General features: G+C 37.1%; 15 protein-coding genes and 1 riboswitch. All 15 genes read left to right on the forward strand.

Annotated features, from left to right (window positions below; genetic code table 11):
* The first annotated feature begins 37 nt into the window (after positions 1 to 37).
* The 15 genes from LQU94_RS01565 (at position 38) to mfd (ending at position 18,188) form a co-directional block, all read left to right on the forward strand.
* The gene (locus tag LQU94_RS01565; protein WP_230634593.1) at positions 38 to 922 is read left to right on the forward strand and encodes a transporter substrate-binding domain-containing protein; all 885 of its coding nucleotides are present in this window, start codon (positions 38 to 40) and stop codon (positions 920 to 922) included.
* Between the two features lie 40 nt (positions 923 to 962).
* Complete coding sequence (locus tag LQU94_RS01570) at positions 963 to 1,649, forward strand: amino acid ABC transporter permease (RefSeq protein ID WP_230634595.1); 687 nt, start codon at positions 963 to 965, stop codon at positions 1,647 to 1,649.
* A complete protein-coding gene (locus LQU94_RS01575; protein ID WP_230634597.1) occupies positions 1,636 to 2,358 on the forward strand; it encodes an amino acid ABC transporter ATP-binding protein in 723 nt (240 codons plus the stop codon). The genes LQU94_RS01570 and LQU94_RS01575 overlap by 14 nt, the downstream gene beginning before the upstream one ends.
* A gap of 163 nt (positions 2,359 to 2,521) precedes the next feature.
* Complete coding sequence (locus LQU94_RS01580; protein ID WP_230634599.1) at positions 2,522 to 3,997, forward strand: carbon starvation protein A; 1,476 nt, start codon at positions 2,522 to 2,524, stop codon at positions 3,995 to 3,997.
* A gap of 54 nt (positions 3,998 to 4,051) precedes the next feature.
* A riboswitch (cobalamin riboswitch) is annotated at positions 4,052 to 4,225 on the forward strand.
* A gap of 84 nt (positions 4,226 to 4,309) precedes the next feature.
* Complete coding sequence (locus LQU94_RS01585) at positions 4,310 to 5,191, forward strand: energy-coupling factor transporter transmembrane component T (RefSeq protein ID WP_230634601.1); 882 nt, start codon at positions 4,310 to 4,312, stop codon at positions 5,189 to 5,191.
* Positions 5,173 to 6,831: an ABC transporter ATP-binding protein gene (locus tag LQU94_RS01590; RefSeq protein WP_230634603.1), complete on the forward strand. Its 1,659-nt coding sequence runs from the start codon at positions 5,173 to 5,175 to the stop codon at positions 6,829 to 6,831. The genes LQU94_RS01585 and LQU94_RS01590 overlap by 19 nt, the downstream gene beginning before the upstream one ends.
* Complete coding sequence (locus LQU94_RS01595) at positions 6,812 to 6,949, forward strand: DUF2292 domain-containing protein (RefSeq protein ID WP_230634605.1); 138 nt, start codon at positions 6,812 to 6,814, stop codon at positions 6,947 to 6,949. The genes LQU94_RS01590 and LQU94_RS01595 overlap by 20 nt, the downstream gene beginning before the upstream one ends.
* Before the next feature lie 83 nt (positions 6,950 to 7,032).
* On the forward strand, positions 7,033 to 8,598 hold the full coding sequence (locus LQU94_RS01600; RefSeq protein ID WP_230634607.1) for an S-layer homology domain-containing protein: 1,566 nt from the start codon (positions 7,033 to 7,035) through the stop codon (positions 8,596 to 8,598).
* A 9-nt stretch (positions 8,599 to 8,607) separates the two neighbouring features.
* A complete protein-coding gene (locus LQU94_RS01605; RefSeq protein WP_230634609.1) occupies positions 8,608 to 9,765 on the forward strand; it encodes a DUF4430 domain-containing protein in 1,158 nt (385 codons plus the stop codon).
* 63 nt (positions 9,766 to 9,828) lie between these two features.
* Positions 9,829 to 10,791, forward strand: coding sequence for a TIM barrel protein (locus tag LQU94_RS01610; protein WP_230634611.1), 963 nt, complete (start codon positions 9,829 to 9,831; stop codon positions 10,789 to 10,791).
* Between the two features lie 13 nt (positions 10,792 to 10,804).
* Entirely contained in the window at positions 10,805 to 11,551 is a 747-nt protein-coding gene (locus tag LQU94_RS01615; protein ID WP_230634613.1) for an ECF transporter S component, read from the forward strand.
* 183 nt (positions 11,552 to 11,734) lie between these two features.
* Complete coding sequence (gene glmU / locus LQU94_RS01620) at positions 11,735 to 13,117, forward strand: bifunctional UDP-N-acetylglucosamine diphosphorylase/glucosamine-1-phosphate N-acetyltransferase GlmU (RefSeq protein WP_370631497.1); 1,383 nt, start codon at positions 11,735 to 11,737, stop codon at positions 13,115 to 13,117.
* A gap of 13 nt (positions 13,118 to 13,130) precedes the next feature.
* Entirely contained in the window at positions 13,131 to 14,078 is a 948-nt protein-coding gene (locus LQU94_RS01625) for a ribose-phosphate pyrophosphokinase (RefSeq protein WP_255702365.1), read from the forward strand.
* A gap of 16 nt (positions 14,079 to 14,094) precedes the next feature.
* Positions 14,095 to 14,658 carry an aminoacyl-tRNA hydrolase gene (pth, locus tag LQU94_RS01630; RefSeq protein ID WP_230634617.1) on the forward strand — a complete coding sequence of 188 codons (564 nt, stop codon included), beginning with the start codon at positions 14,095 to 14,097 and terminating at the stop codon, positions 14,656 to 14,658.
* Positions 14,659 to 14,699: 41 nt separating this feature from the next.
* A complete protein-coding gene (gene mfd / locus LQU94_RS01635; RefSeq protein WP_230634619.1) occupies positions 14,700 to 18,188 on the forward strand; it encodes a transcription-repair coupling factor in 3,489 nt (1,162 codons plus the stop codon).
* The last annotated feature ends 56 nt before the right edge of the window (positions 18,189 to 18,244 follow it).

Below are 18,244 nucleotides of genomic sequence, written 5' to 3' on the forward strand. Positions count from 1 at the left end.
GAAAGAACGTAGAGAATTTTATTAAAAGGAGAAAAAAATGAAAAAGACAATAATTTTAAGCTTGATTTTATCTTTAGGTATGTTTTTATTAGTAGGTTGTGGTTCAGATACAGAGCAACCAAAGAATGAGAATGGGGCAACAACAGAAGCTCAAGGAGCGGAAAATACGGGAGCAACAGAAGCTGAAGGGGAAAATATCGCCAAAATCAAAGAAAAGGGCGAATTGGTATTGGCAACTTGTGCCGATTATCCTCCTTTTGAATGGCATATGAATGTAGATGGAAAAGATACCATTGTCGGTTTTGATATTGCCATTGCTCAAGAGATTGCAGATGAGTTAGGGGTTGAGTTGGTAATTAAAGATTTGGATTTTGAAAGTGTGATTCCAAGCTTGACAACCAACCAAGCAGACATTGCCATTGCAGGATTGGTTCCATCTCCAGAGCGTGAAAAAATCGTAAATTTTTCTCAACCTTATTTCAAAAATGGACAAGTTGTTGTAGTAAATAAAGCGGATGCAGATAAATACAAAACAACGGAAGATTTTGCAGGGAAAAAAATAGGGGCACAAACAGGTTCAACCCAAGAGGAAATTGTGCGTGAGAACTTCCCTAAAGATATTGAAATTTTAAGTCTTTCTAAGATTAACAATCTTATTATGGAAGTAAAAAATAAAACGGCAGACGGTGTGGTAATGATTGATAATTCAGCAGAACAATACGTTGCTCAAAACGATGATATTGTAATGCTAGACGTAGGAATTCCTGATGAACAAGGAACTTGTATTGCTACGGCAAAGGATAAACAAGATTTAACGGACTTCGTAAATAAAAAATTGCAACAGTTAATGGATGAAGGCAAAGTAGAAGAATATGTTTCTCATTACAACGCCTTAATTTCAGAAAGCAATGCAGGAAATTAAACTGTCTCTAGGAGACAGTTTTCCTTTTTAAGGAGTGTATATGAATAATATAATATCGTGGATAGACTTTTTACAAGAATGGGGACCAGCCTATTTAGATGGGACCCTTGTTACGTTAAAAATTTCACTTACTGGGGTACTTGTCGGATTGATTTTAGGAATCCTTGTGGCAATTCCTCGTATGTCAAAAAACAAAATCGCCTATGGCTTATCGACAGCCTATGTAGAAATTATTCGTGGAACGCCTTTATTGGTACAAGTTATGATTTTCTACTATGGTTTTGCTTCTGTGATTCCAGAAAATTTGGATTGGATGAAAAATGCTTTTGTTTTATCAACGGCAGCAGTTTGTATCAATTCTTCGGCGTATATTTCTGAAATCATTCGGGGAGGAATTCAATCGGTAGATAGAGGCCAAATGGAGGCGGCTCGTTCTTTAGGGATGACAGAATCTCAAGCAATGAAAAAAATTATTTTGCCTCAAGCCATAAAAATTGTATTGCCAGCTTTGGGGAATGAATTTGTTACTTTAATTAAAGAATCGGCGATTGTTTCTTTCGTTGGAATTCAGGACATTACTTTCCAAGCAAAAGTTTCCTCAGGGGCAACCTATAGATTCTTTACGCCATTTATAACCGCTGCTGTTATCTATTTTGTATTGGTATTTACTTTATCGAAAATACTCAATGTTTACGAAAGGAGGTTGAAAGCCAGTGATCGAGGTTAAGAATTTGGTGAAAAAATTTGGGGACTTGGAAGTCCTAAAGGGGATTTCTACTACAGTAAAAGAGGGAGAAGTTGTTGTAGTGATTGGTCCTTCTGGTTCGGGGAAATCTACGTTTTTACGTTGTCTAAATTTGTTGGAAGAGCCAACAGATGGAGAAATCTTTGTAGATGGCGTGGAAATAACAAATGAGAAAACCAATATCAATGAAGTTCGAGAAAATTTAGGAATGGTATTTCAAAATTTCAACCTCTTCCCTCATATGACGATTTTGGAAAATATTACTTTGGCCCCTATGATGCTAAAGGAGATGTCTCAAAAAGAGGCGGAAGAAATTGCTCTTTCTCTACTTCAAAAAGTAGATTTATTAAACAAAAAAGATAGTTTTCCAAAACAATTATCTGGTGGGCAACAACAGCGTATTGCCATTGTTCGTGCTTTGGCTATGAAACCAAATGTTATGTTGTTTGATGAGCCAACCTCTGCATTGGATCCAGAAATGGTAGGAGAGGTTTTGGATGTTATGAAGTCTTTGGCCGAAGAAGGAATGACTATGGTTGTAGTAACCCATGAAATGGGATTTGCCAAAGAGGTAGGAGATCGCGTTCTCTTTATGGATCAAGGAAAAATTATAGAAGAAGGAACGCCGAGTGTTTTATTTGATGCACCAAGAGAAGAGAGAACAAAAGCATTCCTATCAAAAATTTTATAAAAACAAAAAAAGAGAGGTTAGACCTCTTTTTTTTTGTTTTATTACTTGGAATATACAGTATTAAACAAAGAATATAAAATTTTTTACTCGTGTATTCCTTTCTTTATGATATACTAAGAACTGTCAAGGTGTTATTCTAATATTTTTTAAGGAAGGTGAAAGTATGACTTTATTTTTAGTAGGTTTAGCTATTCTAATTCTTGGCGGCTTTGTCTATGGGAAATATTGTGAAAAAGTTTTTGGGCCTGATAATAGAGAAACCCCAGCCATTCGTTTGGCCGATGGTGTAGATTTTATCGGAATGAAAAGCTGGAAAAACCAATTGATTGAATTGTTAAACATTGCAGGGACAGGTCCAATTCTTGGTCCAATCCAAGGGATTTTATTTGGTCCAATTGCTTTTATAACCATTCCATTGGGATGTGTATTGGCAGGATCTCTACATGACTATTTTGTTGGAATGATTTCTATGAGAAATGACGGTTCTCAAGTTCCTAAACTGGTAACACGCTACATGGGAAACAAAACCAATAAAATTTACAATATCATTATTTGGATTTTAATGTTACTTACTGGGGTCGTGTTTATTTACACACCCGGAGATTTGATTGTGAATGATATTTTGGGAATGGACGTAAATTCTAGTGTTATCTGGATTGTTTACGCTTGTATTTTAGGCTATTATGTTCTAGCTACCATTTTCCCAATTGATGCGATTATTGGACGGGTATATCCGATTTTTGGTGCCTTTTTGATTTTGTCTTCTGTAGGAGTTTTTATAGGAACTTTATTAGATGGTGGCGCAAACTTACACGCGATTACAGAAGGAGCTCTTATTAGTGTTCATCCTACGGGTCAATCTTTCCTTCCTGTATTCTTTATCACCGTTGCCTGTGGAATTATGTCAGGATTCCATGGCTCCCAAGCAACTTTGATTTCTCGTACGGTAAAATCTGAGTACGAAGGAAGAAAAACATTCTATAACATGATGTTAGTGGAAGGTTTTATTGCAATGGCTTGGGCTGCTGGAGCGATGGTATTGTTTAACCGCGGAACGGCTATTGATACCAATGCAACATTAATGGTAGGAAATATTTCAAAAGAATTTATGGGAAGTATTGGCGGCTTGATTGCAATTATCGGCGTTATTGTATTGCCAATTACCTCTGGGGATACAGCCTTCCGTGCGTTGCGTCTTATGATTTCTGAACAATTTGGAATCGATCAAAAAACTCCAAGTAAACGTATTATGCTTTCTTTGGTACTATTTATTCCAGCCGTTGCAATCTTGTTCTTTGCGAAGTCCAATGCAGCAGGATTCAATATTCTATGGAGATATTTCGGATTTACAAACCAATTGGTAGCGGTATTTGCCTTGGCTATGATTAGTATTTATCTAAAGGGACATGGAAAAAATTATTTAATTTCCTTGATTCCAGGATGTTTCTATTCTTTCATTGTAACAAGCTATATTATGCATGCAGATCTAGGATTTATGCTAGATGCCAGACTTGGTATAGAAGGATATACAGCAAGTTACATTGTAGGGGTCATTGTTGCAATTTTCTTTGCTTGGTATATTTCTAAGACGACAAAAAAACGAAGCGATATTATCATTCAAGAAAATTATTGGCAATAAAAGAAGGGAGCTTTGGCTCCCTTTTTCTATTGCAAAAATAGGAAAAGTTTGATATTTTATAATAGACAATTAAATAAGCGTTTGAGTTAGGGAATCCGGTGAAAATCCGGAGCAGTCTTACCTCTACTGTAAATGATGACAAGTAAGCGTAAACCATTGGGAAACTGAGAAGGTGCTTACGAGGACGATTCATAAGCCAGGATATCTGATTCAAAAGAGCTTTTTTGTGAATTCTTAGGTGGAGGATTTATCTTTTTTCGTGTCATAAACTGTCCACCTTTGGGCAGTTTTTTTGTTTGTGAGGGAATAAGAATGAAAGATTTTTTTCGAGAATATCATCCAATGGTCAATGGATTGTATTATCTTTCGGTGATTGGAATTGCCATGTTTACCAATCATCCTGTATTGCAGTGGATAGGATTTTTAGGAAGTTTTTCCTATTTGATCATTGCAAGATCAAAAAAAGATACCTATCGTACCATTGCCTTTAGCTTTGCAACGTTTCTTCTTATTGCCATCTTAAATCCAATTTTTAATCATGGGGGCGTAACAATTTTAGGCTATTTGTGGAATGGAAATCCATTTACTTTAGAGTCTGTTGCCTATGGAATTTCTGCAGGGTTTATGTTTATGACCGTTTTACTATGGTTTGGAAGCCACAATGAAATTATGACTTCGGATAAATTGATGTATTTATTTGGGAAACTTTCTCCCGCCTTTGCTTTGTTATTTTCCATGAGTTTGCGTTTTGTGCCCATGTACAAAAGAAGGATTCAAGAAATTTCCATGGCGAGAAAAGGATTGGGACGAGAGATAAAAAAGGGGAATTGGATTCAAAAATTAAAAGAAGCGTTTGCTATTTTTTCTATTTTTGTAACATGGGCCCTAGAATCTTCTATTGAAACCGCAGATTCTATGAAATCTAGAGGCTTTGGGTTGAGAAAACGAACCAACTTCTCCTTGTTTCGATTTACAAAACGGGACGGAATTTGTCTCCTTTATATTTTGTTTTTGGACGTGTTTTTGGTTTGGATGACTTATCATCGTTTGTTGAAAATGGTCTATTATCCCATGATTAAAATTGCCAATTTTCAGTGGATTACCGCTTTTGGCATGATTTTGTATTTGTGTTTGTGTATGTTACCGGTACTAATTTGTACGTTTGAGGAGATACGATGGAAATATTACATGTAGAGGACTTCTCTTTTCGTTATCCAGAAGGGAAAAAAGATACCCTAGATTCCATTCAATTTCAATTGAAGAAAGGAGAATTTGTTTTACTCTGTGGTTTGTCTGGTTCGGGAAAAACAACGCTATTGCGTCAATTAAAACCGACTCTTGCCTCCCATGGAATGCGAAAGGGAAGTATTTATTATAAAGGAAAATCCTACAAAGAATTAACCCGAGAAGAAGAGGTAACAAAAATTGGTTTCGTTCAACAAAATCCAGAAAACCAAGTCGTAACCGATAAGGTATGGCATGAATTGGCCTTTGGATTGGAATCTTTGGGTTTGGATTCTCAGACCATTCGATTGCGAGTGGGAGAAATTGCTAGTTTTTTTGGCATGGAAGACTGGTTTTATAAAAATGTAGGAGAACTTTCTGGGGGTCAGTTACAAATGGTAAATTTGGCTTCGATTCTGGTAATGCAACCAGAAATTCTCCTGTTGGATGAACCTACAAGCCAATTGGATCCTATAGCTGCAGGGGAATTTTTTCAGGCTTTGAAAAAAATCAACCAAGAGTTAGGAATTACCATTCTTCTTTCAGAGCATCGCTTGGGAGATGTTTTTGGGTTGGTAGACCGTGTGTTTTACATGGATGAAGGGAAAATTCAATTTCAAGGCAAACCTAGAGAGTTTGGTGAATATTTGGTTCAAGATCCAGAAGGAATCGCTCAGTCTTTACCAATTCCTACACAAATTTATTTGGGCAGCGATAGACGGGGAGAATGCCCCATTACTGTTGGGGAAGGAATTCGTTGGTTGGGAGAATTCTCAAATTTAGAAGGAAAAGATTTTTTCAAAGAAAATCGCGAGAGAGCTCCTTTCATTTTAGAGACGAAAGAAGTTTTCTTCCGTTATGAAAAAGAAGGAAAAGATGTGATTCGAAATGTAGATTTTTCTGCAGAGAAAGGAAAAATTACATCGATTCTTGGAGGAAATGGGGCGGGGAAATCCACAACTCTAAAGTTGATTCGCGGCCTAAACGTTCCTTCCAAAGGAAAAATTTTGGATTCAGGAAAAAAGAGAAAGAATCAAGAGATGCCTTCCAATATTGCCTTGGTACCTCAAAATCCAAGAAGTCTATTTGTGAAAAAAACAGTGAAAGAAGAACTTTTGGAATTTTGTGGGGACAAAGAGGTAGGCAAAGAAAAGATGGAAGAAATGATTTCTTTGTTTCGTTTGGAATCCATTTTGGAACATCATCCCTACGATATTAGTGGAGGAGAACAACAAAGACTGGCCATTGCCAAAACTCTATTTCAAAAACCAGAAATTTTATTGCTAGACGAGCCGACCAAAGGAATGGATGGCCAATTTAAGAGAATTTTTGCATCGGTATTGGAAGATTTGAAAAACTTGGGATATACCATTATTATCGTAAGTCATGATATCGAATTTTGTGCAGAAGTTAGCGATTATTGTTATTTGTATTTCAACGGAGAAGTAATTAGTGAAGGAGAGCCTCATGAATTTTTCCGTGGGAATCATTTTTATACAACAGGAGCCAATAAAATGTGTCGCCAAAGAAACGAAAACATTATAACGGTTCAAGAAGCGATGGAATGGATTCAAAGAGAGGGGGAAAGATATGAAGATGGAAGTAAGTGAAAAGGAAAAGAATCTGATTGAAAATCTTAGATGCTTGCCTTTTGGGGAAATAAAAATTATTGTTCAAAATAACGAACCCATTCGGATAGAAGAAATAAAAAAATCCATAAAACTGTGACTGACCAGAAAACTGGAGGTACGTTGAAATAAGGAATTCGCCTTATTTTTTAACGTGCTTTTTTTATTGTAAAGGAGAGGAATATGAAACGATTTGTAAGTGTGTTTTTGGCGTTGGTATTATTGCTAGGTGTAATAACACCAGTTCAAGCCGCTTCTTATAATTTTGGAGCGGAAGCGAAGAAAACGGAGAGCTATTTGTTGCAAAAAGTTCCCAATCCAGGATTTGGAACATTAGTAGGGGAATGGACGGTTTTGTCCTTAGCAAGAAATGAGGCAAATTTTCCAGCAAATTATTTGGAAAATTATTACCAAAAAGTAGAGAGCGTAGTAAAAGAAAAGCAAGGAGTTTTACACCGAGCAAAATATACGGAATATTCCCGTGTTATTGTAGCTCTTAACGCCATTGGAAAAGATCCAAGAAATGTAGGAGGCCACGATTTAGTGGCGCCACTTAGCAGTTTTTCTGGGGTAATCAAACAAGGAATTAACGGTCCTATTTGGGCTTTGATTGCCTTAGATACAAAAAATTATGAAATGCCTAAAAATTCCAACAGTCAAGATCAAAACTCTAGAGAGCGGATGGTAGATGAAATTTTAAGAAGAGAAGTATCAGGCGGAGGTTGGAATCTTGTGGGAGATAAAGCAGATCCTGATATTACTGCCATGGCTTTATATGCCTTGGCTCCTTATCAAAACTCCAATGAAAAAGTAAAGACGGCGGTGGATCGAGGAGTCCAAGCTCTAAGCGATTTGCAATTGAGTACAGGCGGATACCACACGATGGGAGACGAAAATTTAGAAAGCTCAGCACAAGTTATTATTGCCTTAACAACACTGGGAATTAACCCTCAAACCGATACGCGTTTCGTAAAATACGATGGAAATGGAAAGGCTCATTCGGTGGTGGATGCTTTTATGACTTACCGAAATAGCGATGGAAGCTTTCGTCATATTATGAACGGAACAACAGATGGAATGAGTACGGACCAAGGAATGGAAGCTTTGGTTGCTTTGAAAAGATTTCAAGAAGGAAAGGCTCCTTTGTTCCAATACAAAGATGTAATTGCGAAACCAAACCCACAACCAGTAAATCCTAATTTGGCCTTTACAGATATTCAAGGAAATTGGGCAGAAACGATCATTCAAAACACCAAGGGATTTGGAATTGCAAATCAATCCAAAGAATTTAAGCCATTCCAAGCGATTACTCGAGGAGAATTTGCCGTAGGGTTGGTAAATGGATTGAAGCTACAAAAAGGCTCTAAACATCTTTCTTTCCCAGATGTCAATGGAGGAGATTGGTATGCAGGACAAGTACAAATTGCAGCAAGCCTTGGGATTATTAACGGTCGAGATGATGGAAAATTCGATCCAAATGCAAACATTCAAAGGGAAGAGGCAATGGCAATGATTCATAGAACCTTAAAATTACAAGGAAAAGGACAAACCATTCAACTTTCAGAAGTAAGCAATTTGTTGAATCAATTTAAGGATGGCGGAAGTGTTTCGCCATGGGCAAGAGAAAATGTTGCTTTTTCAATTAAAAACAAATTGATTCAAGGGCGTCCAGAAGGAATCGTTCCAAAGGATACCATTCGAAGAGCTGAGGCGGTTCAAATTATTTTAACAACCCAAGAAGCAAAATAAGGAAGCTTTATGAAGTATTTAACAAAAAAACAAAAAATCATTACAGGAATCGTTCTTCTAGTGATTTTAGCGGCTTCTTTTTTGTACAATGCAGACTTTCTCAGAAATAGAGAAGTAGTAAATGCCCAAGAAGTAGCCGAATTGCGAAAAGAAGAAAATGAAGATCTAACCTCTCTTACTTCTTTGCATAAAAATGAAGGAGAAGTAACGGGGATTGTTGTTACTTCTGAAGGAGAAGTGGTTGAATTAGGAAAGACTTTGAATTTTTCGGCAGAAGTGCAAGGAGAGGGAGATTTTACTCGAGAAGTTTTGTGGGAAGTTGTTGGGGAACATCATCCAGACACAGGTATTGGCTCTACAGGAACGTTAATTGTTTCAAAGGAAGAAAAAAGTTTAAGTCTGCGAGTGCAGGCAAAATCGGTTTACGATGAAACAAAAACGGGAGAAAAAACAGTACATGTAAAATTGTCTTCGGAAGAATCCGTGGCGAGTTTGAATCAGCCAAAAACGACAACAACATCTGTAGCCAACACTACGCCGAAAACAACGGCAGATTTGAAGAAAAAAGCGGAAGCTTTACAAAAAAACATTACTCCAGAAGAAAAAGCCAAACAAAGAGAAGAAGATTTAAGAATAAAAGAGCAAGCGATACAGAATTCCAGCAAAGGAGAAAAAGATCAATATCTAACCGATCCAACTCCAGCAGGAAAACCTAAACCAGTGGAACCAGGAGGAGGAATCAACCGAGATGTAACCTATCATGCAACTTTATCCATTCGTTGCGATACGATTTTGAACAATATGGATAAATTTGACAGGAATAAAATCGATGTGCTTCCTGTAGATGGAACCATTCTTTCCACTACAACGGTATCCTTTTCTCCCGGGGAATCTGTGTATGATGTTTTACAGAGAGTAACTCGAGAAAAAGGAATTCATATGGAATCTGTATTTACACCAATCTATAATTCGGCTTATGTACAAGGAATCCACAATTTGTATGAATTTGACACGGGAGAATTATCTGGCTGGATGTATAAAGTCAATGGATGGTTCCCTAATTATGGGGCCAGTCGTTACGCTCTTCAAGACGGGGATACAATAGAATGGGTATATACTTGCGATTTAGGAAGAGATGTAGGAGATACGACGATGACGCAACAATAAAGGGAGGATGTGTAATAAACCTATGGAAATGGTATATATGGAATATTGAATCAGGAGGAAGCCATGAAGAAAATATTGCATTTTATATCAGAAACTTCGCTTTTAAGTGAATATAAAAATCGAGAAGATTTAGAAACGTCCTATGCTCCTTATGTGGATGGTTTAGAAATCATTCGCTGTGGCTGCGAGGACAAAGAATATATAGACAAGGAAAAAGTAATCGGTGTTCATCTGCCCTTTTATTCCGATTGGATTTCCTATTGGATTGGGAAGGAAGATTTACTCAAAAGAGAATATGGTTCTCAGAAAATTTGGGAAGAATTTTATGGTGGAAAAGATCCAAACCATTTGATTCCATACATCCAAAAAGATATGGATTACGCCCAAGAAGTGGGAGCAGAATACGTCGTATTTCATGTAAGCAATGTATCTGTGTACGAAACATTTTACAGAAAGTACGATTATACCGATGAAGAAGTTATCGATTATTCCATAGAGTTTATGAATAAACTTTTTGAAGGGAAAAATTATACTTTTGAATTTTTAATGGAAAATTTACCTTGGCCAGGGCTTCGTTTTGACAATGGAAACTTGGCGAAGAAATTACTAGATGGAGTGAAATACCCCAAAAAAGGGTTTATGTTGGATACGGGCCATATGATGCAAAATAATTTGGATTTGGAAACCCAAGAAGAAGGGGTAGAATACGTTATGAATTTCTTTCAGAAGAATCCACAACTCATTCCTTTTGTAAAGGGAATTCATCTCCATCAATCCATTACTGGGTCTATTGTAAAAGAAGGGTTAAAAAATATTCCAGTTTTGAAAGAAGATTTTTATGAGAAATTTGCTCAAGCCTATGATTTTATCCATAAAGTAGACACCCATTCTGTAATTACAGCCAAAAATACAAGAGAAATGATTGAATTCCTTCAACCAGAATTTTTAGTTTACGAGTACCGATCTAGCAGTCGAAAAGAGCGGGAAGAAAAACTAAAACTACAATCTTCCATTTGGAAGGGGTAGGGAAAGGAATACATTGAATACAATTGAAAAACAAAATCGACTTTCAAAACGAACCAAAGTAGCAGCTATTGCGATTCTTTTTATTATTCCCTGTATTTTATTTTTCGGTGTAACCGTATTAAAAGATCGCTCCTATATGTTTATTTCAACATTGATGCTAATGATTATTTCGATTCCTTTCTTAATCATTTTTGAAGATAGAAAACCAAAAGCGAGGGAATTGATTTTATTGGCAACTTTGGTAGCCATTGGTGTAGCTGGAAGGATGGCATTTTTTTGGCTACCTCAATTTAAGCCCGTTGTAGCCATTGTGATTGTAACGGGTATCGCCTTAGGAGGAGAATCGGGATTTTTAGTCGGAGCAATGACGGGGTTTGTTTCCAACTTTTATTTTTCCCAAGGGCCATTTACTCCGTGGCAAATGTTTGGATTTGGAATTATAGGATTTTTAGCAGGCATCCTCCATCAAAAAGGATTATTAAAATCCAATAAAAAAGCCATGGCCGTTTTTGGATTTTTTTCCTGCTATTTTATCTATGGTTTGATTATGAATCCAGTAAGTGTATTGAGTTTTTATTCCGATTTCAATTGGAATATGATAAAAATCGCCTATTTAAGAGGATTTCCTATGGATACAATTCATGCTGTGGCAACGGTAGTTTTTTTGTGGATTATAGGGGAGCCTTTATTGGAGAAAATAGAACGAGTAAAGAAAAAGTATGGGTTCTATGAAGAAGAAGTCGATTATGAGTGGATATGAAAGAAAGAGGGGAAACCTTCTTTCTTTTTTTTGTGGGCAATATGTTAAAATAGGGAAGTTGATTTTTTTCTATAAAGAGGTGATTTTAGGAAAGAATTCATCAATTTGAGCAAAAAATATGGTAATATTATAAGTGGTATGTCTTTAGAAAAGCTAAAGATAAGATAGAATCCAACGAGCGAGGTGGAAAGTTTGAAAGTATCAATTATCTTAGCGGCAGGAGAAGGGACGCGCATGAAGTCAAAATTGCCAAAAGTACTTCATCCTGTTGCGGGTAAAAGCGTACTGTCGTATGTTGTAGACAATTGCATAGCCAATGAAATGGGAAAAAATGTTGTAATTGTTGGACATAAAGCAGAAAAGGTTCGTGAGGCCTTTGAAGATTGGGATGTTATATTCCGGGAACAACCAGTAGGTCCGGGAATACCTTATGGGACAGGATTTGCTGTAAAATCAGCCATGGATGAATTCTGTGATGAGGATTTGGTTTTGATTTTAACAGGGGATACTCCTTTGTTTCAAAAAGAAACCATTGGAAATTTTTTGAATTATGTAGAAGAAAAAGATTTTGATGGTTGTGTATTGACGGCAATCGTAAACAACCCTTTTGGTTACGGAAGAATTATTCGAAAGGAAAATTCTCAGATTGTAGGGATTGTAGAAGAAAAAGATGCTTCAGATAAAGAAAAGGCAATAACAGAAGTAAATACAGGAGTTTTTGCCTTTAAGGGAAGTGCTTTGCGAAATACCTTAGATCGTTTGGAAACCAATAATTCTCAAAAAGAATTGTACTTAACCGATGTGGTAAAACTGTTGGTATCTGATGGTAAATCCGTAGGAGGATATATCATTGGGAATGAAGAGGAAATGTTAGGGATTAATTCCAGAATTCAGTTGTGTCGTTGCGAAGAGGTTATGCGTAGACGAATCAACGAAAAGCATATGGAAAATGGCGTTACATTTTTAGACCCCGCTTCAACAGTAGTGGATGCAGGGGTAGAAATCGGAAGAGATAGCGTTTTATATCCAGGAGTTATTTTGCAAGGAAATACAATCATTGGGGAAGATGTAACCTTAATTGGAAGTACAAGAATTTTCAATAGTAAAATTGGAAATGGCTGTGTAATTGATAATTCTTGTATTGAACAGAGCGTAGTAGAGAACGAGGTTACCATAGGGCCTTATGCTCATTTAAGACCAAATTCTCAGTTAATGGATGGCGTGCATATAGGAAATTTCGTAGAGGTAAAAAATTCTATTGTAGGAGAAAAAACCAAAGCAGGACATTTGGCTTATATTGGAGATGGAGATGTTGGTTCCGGCGTAAATATTGGGTGTGGCGTAATTTTTGCTAACTATAATGGTCATAAAAAATTCCGCACGGTAGTGGAAGAAGGGGCCTTTATAGGTAGCAATTCCAATTTGGTAGCACCAGTTAAAGTCGGTAAAGATGCGTATATTGCAGCAGGAAGCACAATAACAAAAGATGTTTCTGAAGGAGAATTATCCGTAGAGAGATCCCAACAGAAAAATATTCCTGGTTGGACAAGTCGTAAGAATGGATAGAGGGGAGATTACCATGAAAAACGGAGAAGTTATTGTATTTACAGGAAATTCTAATGAAGTGTTGGTAGATCGAATTTGCGAAGATTTGAAAATAAAAAAAGGTTCCTGTGTAGTAAAACAATTTAGTGATGGAGAAATTTCAATCGATATTCAAGAGACGGTACGGGGAAAAGACGTATATGTAATCCAATCAACAAGTGCTCCTGTAAATGATAATTTAATGGAATTATTGATTCTTATTGATGCATTAAAAAGAGCCTCTGCTGGTCGAATCAACGCAGTGATTCCCTATTATGGATACGCTCGTCAAGATCGTAAAGTGCGTGCAAGAGAGCCTATTACGGCAAAATTAGTAGCCAACTTGATTACGATATCTGGCGCGGATCGCGTAATGGCAATGGATTTACATGCAGGACAAATTCAAGGCTATTTTGATATTCCTGTAGACCATTTAACAGCGATTCCTTTGTTGGCAGATTATTTCCATGAATTTGTGGATCCAGACCATTTGGTAGCGGTAAGCCCAGATTTAGGTGGGGTAACACGTACTCGTAATTTTGCAGAACGTCTTCACAATGTGCCAATCGCCATTATTGAAAAACGTCGCCCACGTCCAAATGTAAGCGAAGTTATGAATGTAATTGGCTCTATTGAAGGAAAAGATTGTATTTTAGTGGATGATATCGTAGATACAGCAGGAACGATTTGTAAAGCAGCAGAAGTATTGAAAGAATATGGCGCTAGAAAAGTTTATGGCTGTGCGACTCACGGTGTTCTTTCTGGTCCTGCCATTGAGCGCTTGGAAAATTCTGTATTAGAAAAATTTATTATTAGCGATACCATTGAATTAAAAACAGACCAAAAAATTGATAAAATTGAAGTAGTTAGCGTATCCAAAGTACTTGCAGACGCGATTACTCGTGTCAATTCAAACAAAAGCGTAAGCAAGATGTTTGATTGATTAGAAGGAGAAGTGTATGTTAATTGTAGGCCTAGGAAATCCTGGTCTGAAATACCGTTATACCCGGCATAATGTCGGGTTTTTAACGGTTGATGCCATTGCAGAGGAATTGAATATTCCTGTAAAAACCATTAAATTCAAAGGACTTTATGGAGAAGGGCGAATTGGGTCAAAAAAAGTTCGCCTGTTGAAGCCAGAAACCTATATGAATTTAAGTGGAGAATCGGTTCGAGAAGCCATGAATTATTTTAAGATTCCCCCTGAAGAGGTTTTGGTTTTGGTAGATGATATTGATATTGAGTTTGGAAGCATACGAATTCGAAAAAAGGGAAGCGCTGGGACCCATAATGGGTTAAAGTCCATCATTTATCAAATTCAGTCGGATACTTTTCCAAGGATTAAATTGGGAGTGGGGCAGAAATTACCACAACAGGATTTAGCAAGCTTTGTTTTATCGGGTTTTTCCACTGACGAGGGAAAGGTCATAGAAAAAACCATTGAAACGGCAAAGGATGCAGCCATTGAAATTGTTAAAAATGGCGTGGATATAGGTATGAATAAATACAACAGCAAGAAATGAAACAGCTCAAGGATGCCTTGGGCTGTTTTTAGGAGGTAGAAATGCATACTCAACAATATTTAGAGATTCTTCGTGAATCCAAAAATTTTGAAGAATTGAATATGGCTTTAGAGAGTGAGCAAACCCCCATCTCTATTTATGGAATGGCAGCCCAAGGAATTGGTTTCCTAGGAAGTTCTTTGATTCAAGAAAGAAAACAGCCATTATTGGTGATTACCTATGATCCAGTGAAAGCACGAAAATTATACGAGGATTTCACCTATTATTTTGAGGAAGGGGTTTATCATTTACCCGCCCGTGAGTTGTTTTTCTTCAATCGAGATGCGAGAAGCAATGAGTTATTAAAGCGCCGCTTGGAAACAATTCATGGAATTTTAGATGGAAAGGCAAAAGTAGTTGTAACAACACTAGAAGCCATGGCTGGGATTTATTTGAGTCCAGAGAATATTCGAAATCAAATGATGGATCTTTCCATAGGAGACGAAATCAATCTAGAGCAGATGATTGAGAATCTAATTGCCTTAGGTTATGAAAGAGTAGAAATTGTAGAAGGTATGGGGCAATTTTCTCTACGAGGAGGCATATTAGACGTATTCGGTCCAACAAAAAATCCATTGCGAATCGAGTTGTTCGACATTGAAGTAGACAGCATTCGTACATTTGATGTTGCAACACAACGTTCTCTAGAAACGTTGAATTCCTGTAGAATTTATCCCGTACAAGATATTCTTCTTTCCAAAGAAATGAAAGAAGAAATGGGAAAGATTCTAAAAAAAGAAGTAAAGGCAACAGAGAAACATGGAGAAATTGCCTTCAAACGAGCGCAAGAAAAATATCTTTCCATTATTGAAACTTTGGAAAACGACGGTTACGTTTCCAATACGGACTTGCTCTTGCCTTATATCCCAGAGGAGAAGAGAGCTCTTTTGTCCAGCTATTTTTCGAAAGAACCAATTCTCGTTTTTGATGAACCAAAGCGGATGGATGAAAATTCCGAAAGACAAGCCCTGGATTTATCGGATACATTAAGTGATTTGGTCGAAGCAGGAGAGCTATTAAAAAGTCATTTGACAATACAGCTCAATTATCTAGATGTTAAAGATCAGCTGAAAAAGTATCCCATTCTTATTTTTAACAGCATATTAAAAAGTTATAAAGATTTTCCTCCTAAAAAAATTATCAATTACACGATGCGATCTGTGACAAGTTTTAACGGGCGGATCCGAGAATTTCAGGAGGAAATTCGACGATATATTTCCAAAGAATATAAAGTTGTTTTATTAGGCGGAAGTGCAGAAAAAACGGAAAAGTTAATAGATGCCTTAAAAAGTATGGAGTTCTCTGTGGAGCGTTTGGAAAGTGCTCCAGAAATCCAACCGGGGATTCTTTACGTCGGCCCGGGCAGTACCCATGGAGGGTTTGAGCTAGAAGAAATCTCCTTTGTATTGCTAAATTATTCAGAAATTTATGGAGAAACAAAGAAGAAAAGAAAAAAGAAGACCAAACAGAATGTGATTGATTTGGACCATCTGAACTATGGAGATTACGTTGTTCATGAAAGTCACGGGATTGGTCAATTTTTAGGAACTACTCAATTGGAAGTTCAAGGAACAAGAAGAGATTATTTAAGCATTAGTTATCGTGGCGGAGATAAGCTATTTTTGCCTATGGATCAATTGTCCATTATCCATAAATACACAGGCTCAAAAGAGGTTGCACCAAAAATCAATCGCTTAAATTCTTCTACATGGAAAAAAACAAAGGCCAAAGCGAAGAAAAGCGTAGAAGAAATGGCGGATGATTTGATCAAACTCTATGCAAAGAGGGAGTCGGAACAAGGACATGCGTTTTTGGAGGATACTCCTTGGCAAAAAGAATTTGAAGCCTCTTTTCCCTTTGATGAAACCGACGGGCAATTGGATTCCATTGAAGAAATCAAAAAAGATATGGAGCGAAGTCGCCCGATGGATCGTCTCCTTTGCGCCGATGTAGGATATGGAAAAACGGAAGTAGCCTTACGAGCAGCCTTTAAGGCGATTATGGATGGAAAACAAGTGGCTATTCTTGTTCCAACGACAATTTTAGCCCAGCAACATTACAACACCATAATGGAACGTTTTTCTGATTTCCCCGTTCGTGTAGGGCTTTTAAGTCGCTTTCGTACCCCCGCTCAACAGAAGGCGGATATTGAGGGGTTGAGAAGAGGGTCCATTGATTTGGTAATTGGAACCCATAGAATTTTGTCCAAAGACATAAAATTTAAGGATTTAGGACTTTTGATTATTGACGAAGAACAAAGATTTGGCGTGCGTCATAAGGAAGCATTAAAATTATTGCGTTCAGAAATTGACACTTTGACATTAACGGCGACACCGATTCCTAGAACTTTGCAAATGTCCATGGTAGGAATTCGAGATATGTCTGTTATTGATGAGCCGCCAGAAGAGAGATTCCCTGTACAAACCTATGTAGTAGAGTACAATAGCGTAATGGTTCGAGAAGCGATTTTGAAAGAAATTGAAAGGGGAGGACAGGTTTACTTTGTCTACAATCGTGTACAAAGTATGGAAATGATGTTGGCTGAACTGAGAAAACTTGTCCCTGAAGCAAGCTTTGCCATGGCCAATGGACAAATGAGTGAGCGAGAGTTAGAAGATACAATGATTCAATTTGTAGAAAAAGAAATTGATGTCCTTCTCTGTTCAACCATTATTGAAACCGGAATGGATGTGTCCAATGCCAATACTATGATTATTTGGGAATCCAACCGTTTGGGACTTTCTCAATTGTATCAATTGAGAGGACGAATTGGGCGGAGCAATCGTATTGCTTATGCTTATTTCACCTATAAAAAAGATGCAAATATTTCTGAAATTGCAGAAAAAAGACTCAGAGCCATTCGCGAATTTACAGAATTTGGTAGTGGATATAAAATTGCTTTGCGAGATTTGGAAATTCGTGGTTCGGGGAATATCTTAGGAGAAAGTCAACATGGCCATATGGACGCAATAGGCTATGATTTGTACGTGAAGTTTTTACGTCAAGCGGTAAGTAAACTAAAAGGCGATGAAGTAGAGGAAAAAGTAGAAACAACTATCGATTTGATTTTGGATGCTTTCTTACCAAAGGCCTACATTCGAGACGACAGTCAACGAATGGATATGTATCGAAAAATTGCCATTATTGAAAATGATTTTGATGAAGAAGATGTAATTGATGAGTTGGTCGATCGTTTTGGAGATCCACCAAGAGCTGTTATCAATCTAATTCAAATGTCAAAAGTGAGAAATCGAGCAGCCAAAGTTGCCATTGAATCCATTTCTCAGAAAAAAGATAAGATTACGGTAACTTTTATCCCAGAAAAGGAAATGGAGCTTTCGTTAATCAATGAAATGACCATTGCCTTTGGGAAAAAAGTAGTTTTCACACCAGGAGAAAAAATGGAATTTACTTTGAAAATAGACAAAGATCCTATGAAAGAATTGGAGACATTTGTGGACGTAGTAGAAAAAAATCGTCCCAAGATGTAGAAAAATTTCGAAATTAAGAAAAAATCACAAATTCTACACACATAAACCTTAGACAA

Source organism: Peptoniphilus sp. KCTC 25270, assembly GCF_021012875.1.
GTDB lineage: Bacteria > Bacillota > Clostridia > Tissierellales > Peptoniphilaceae > JAJMZJ01.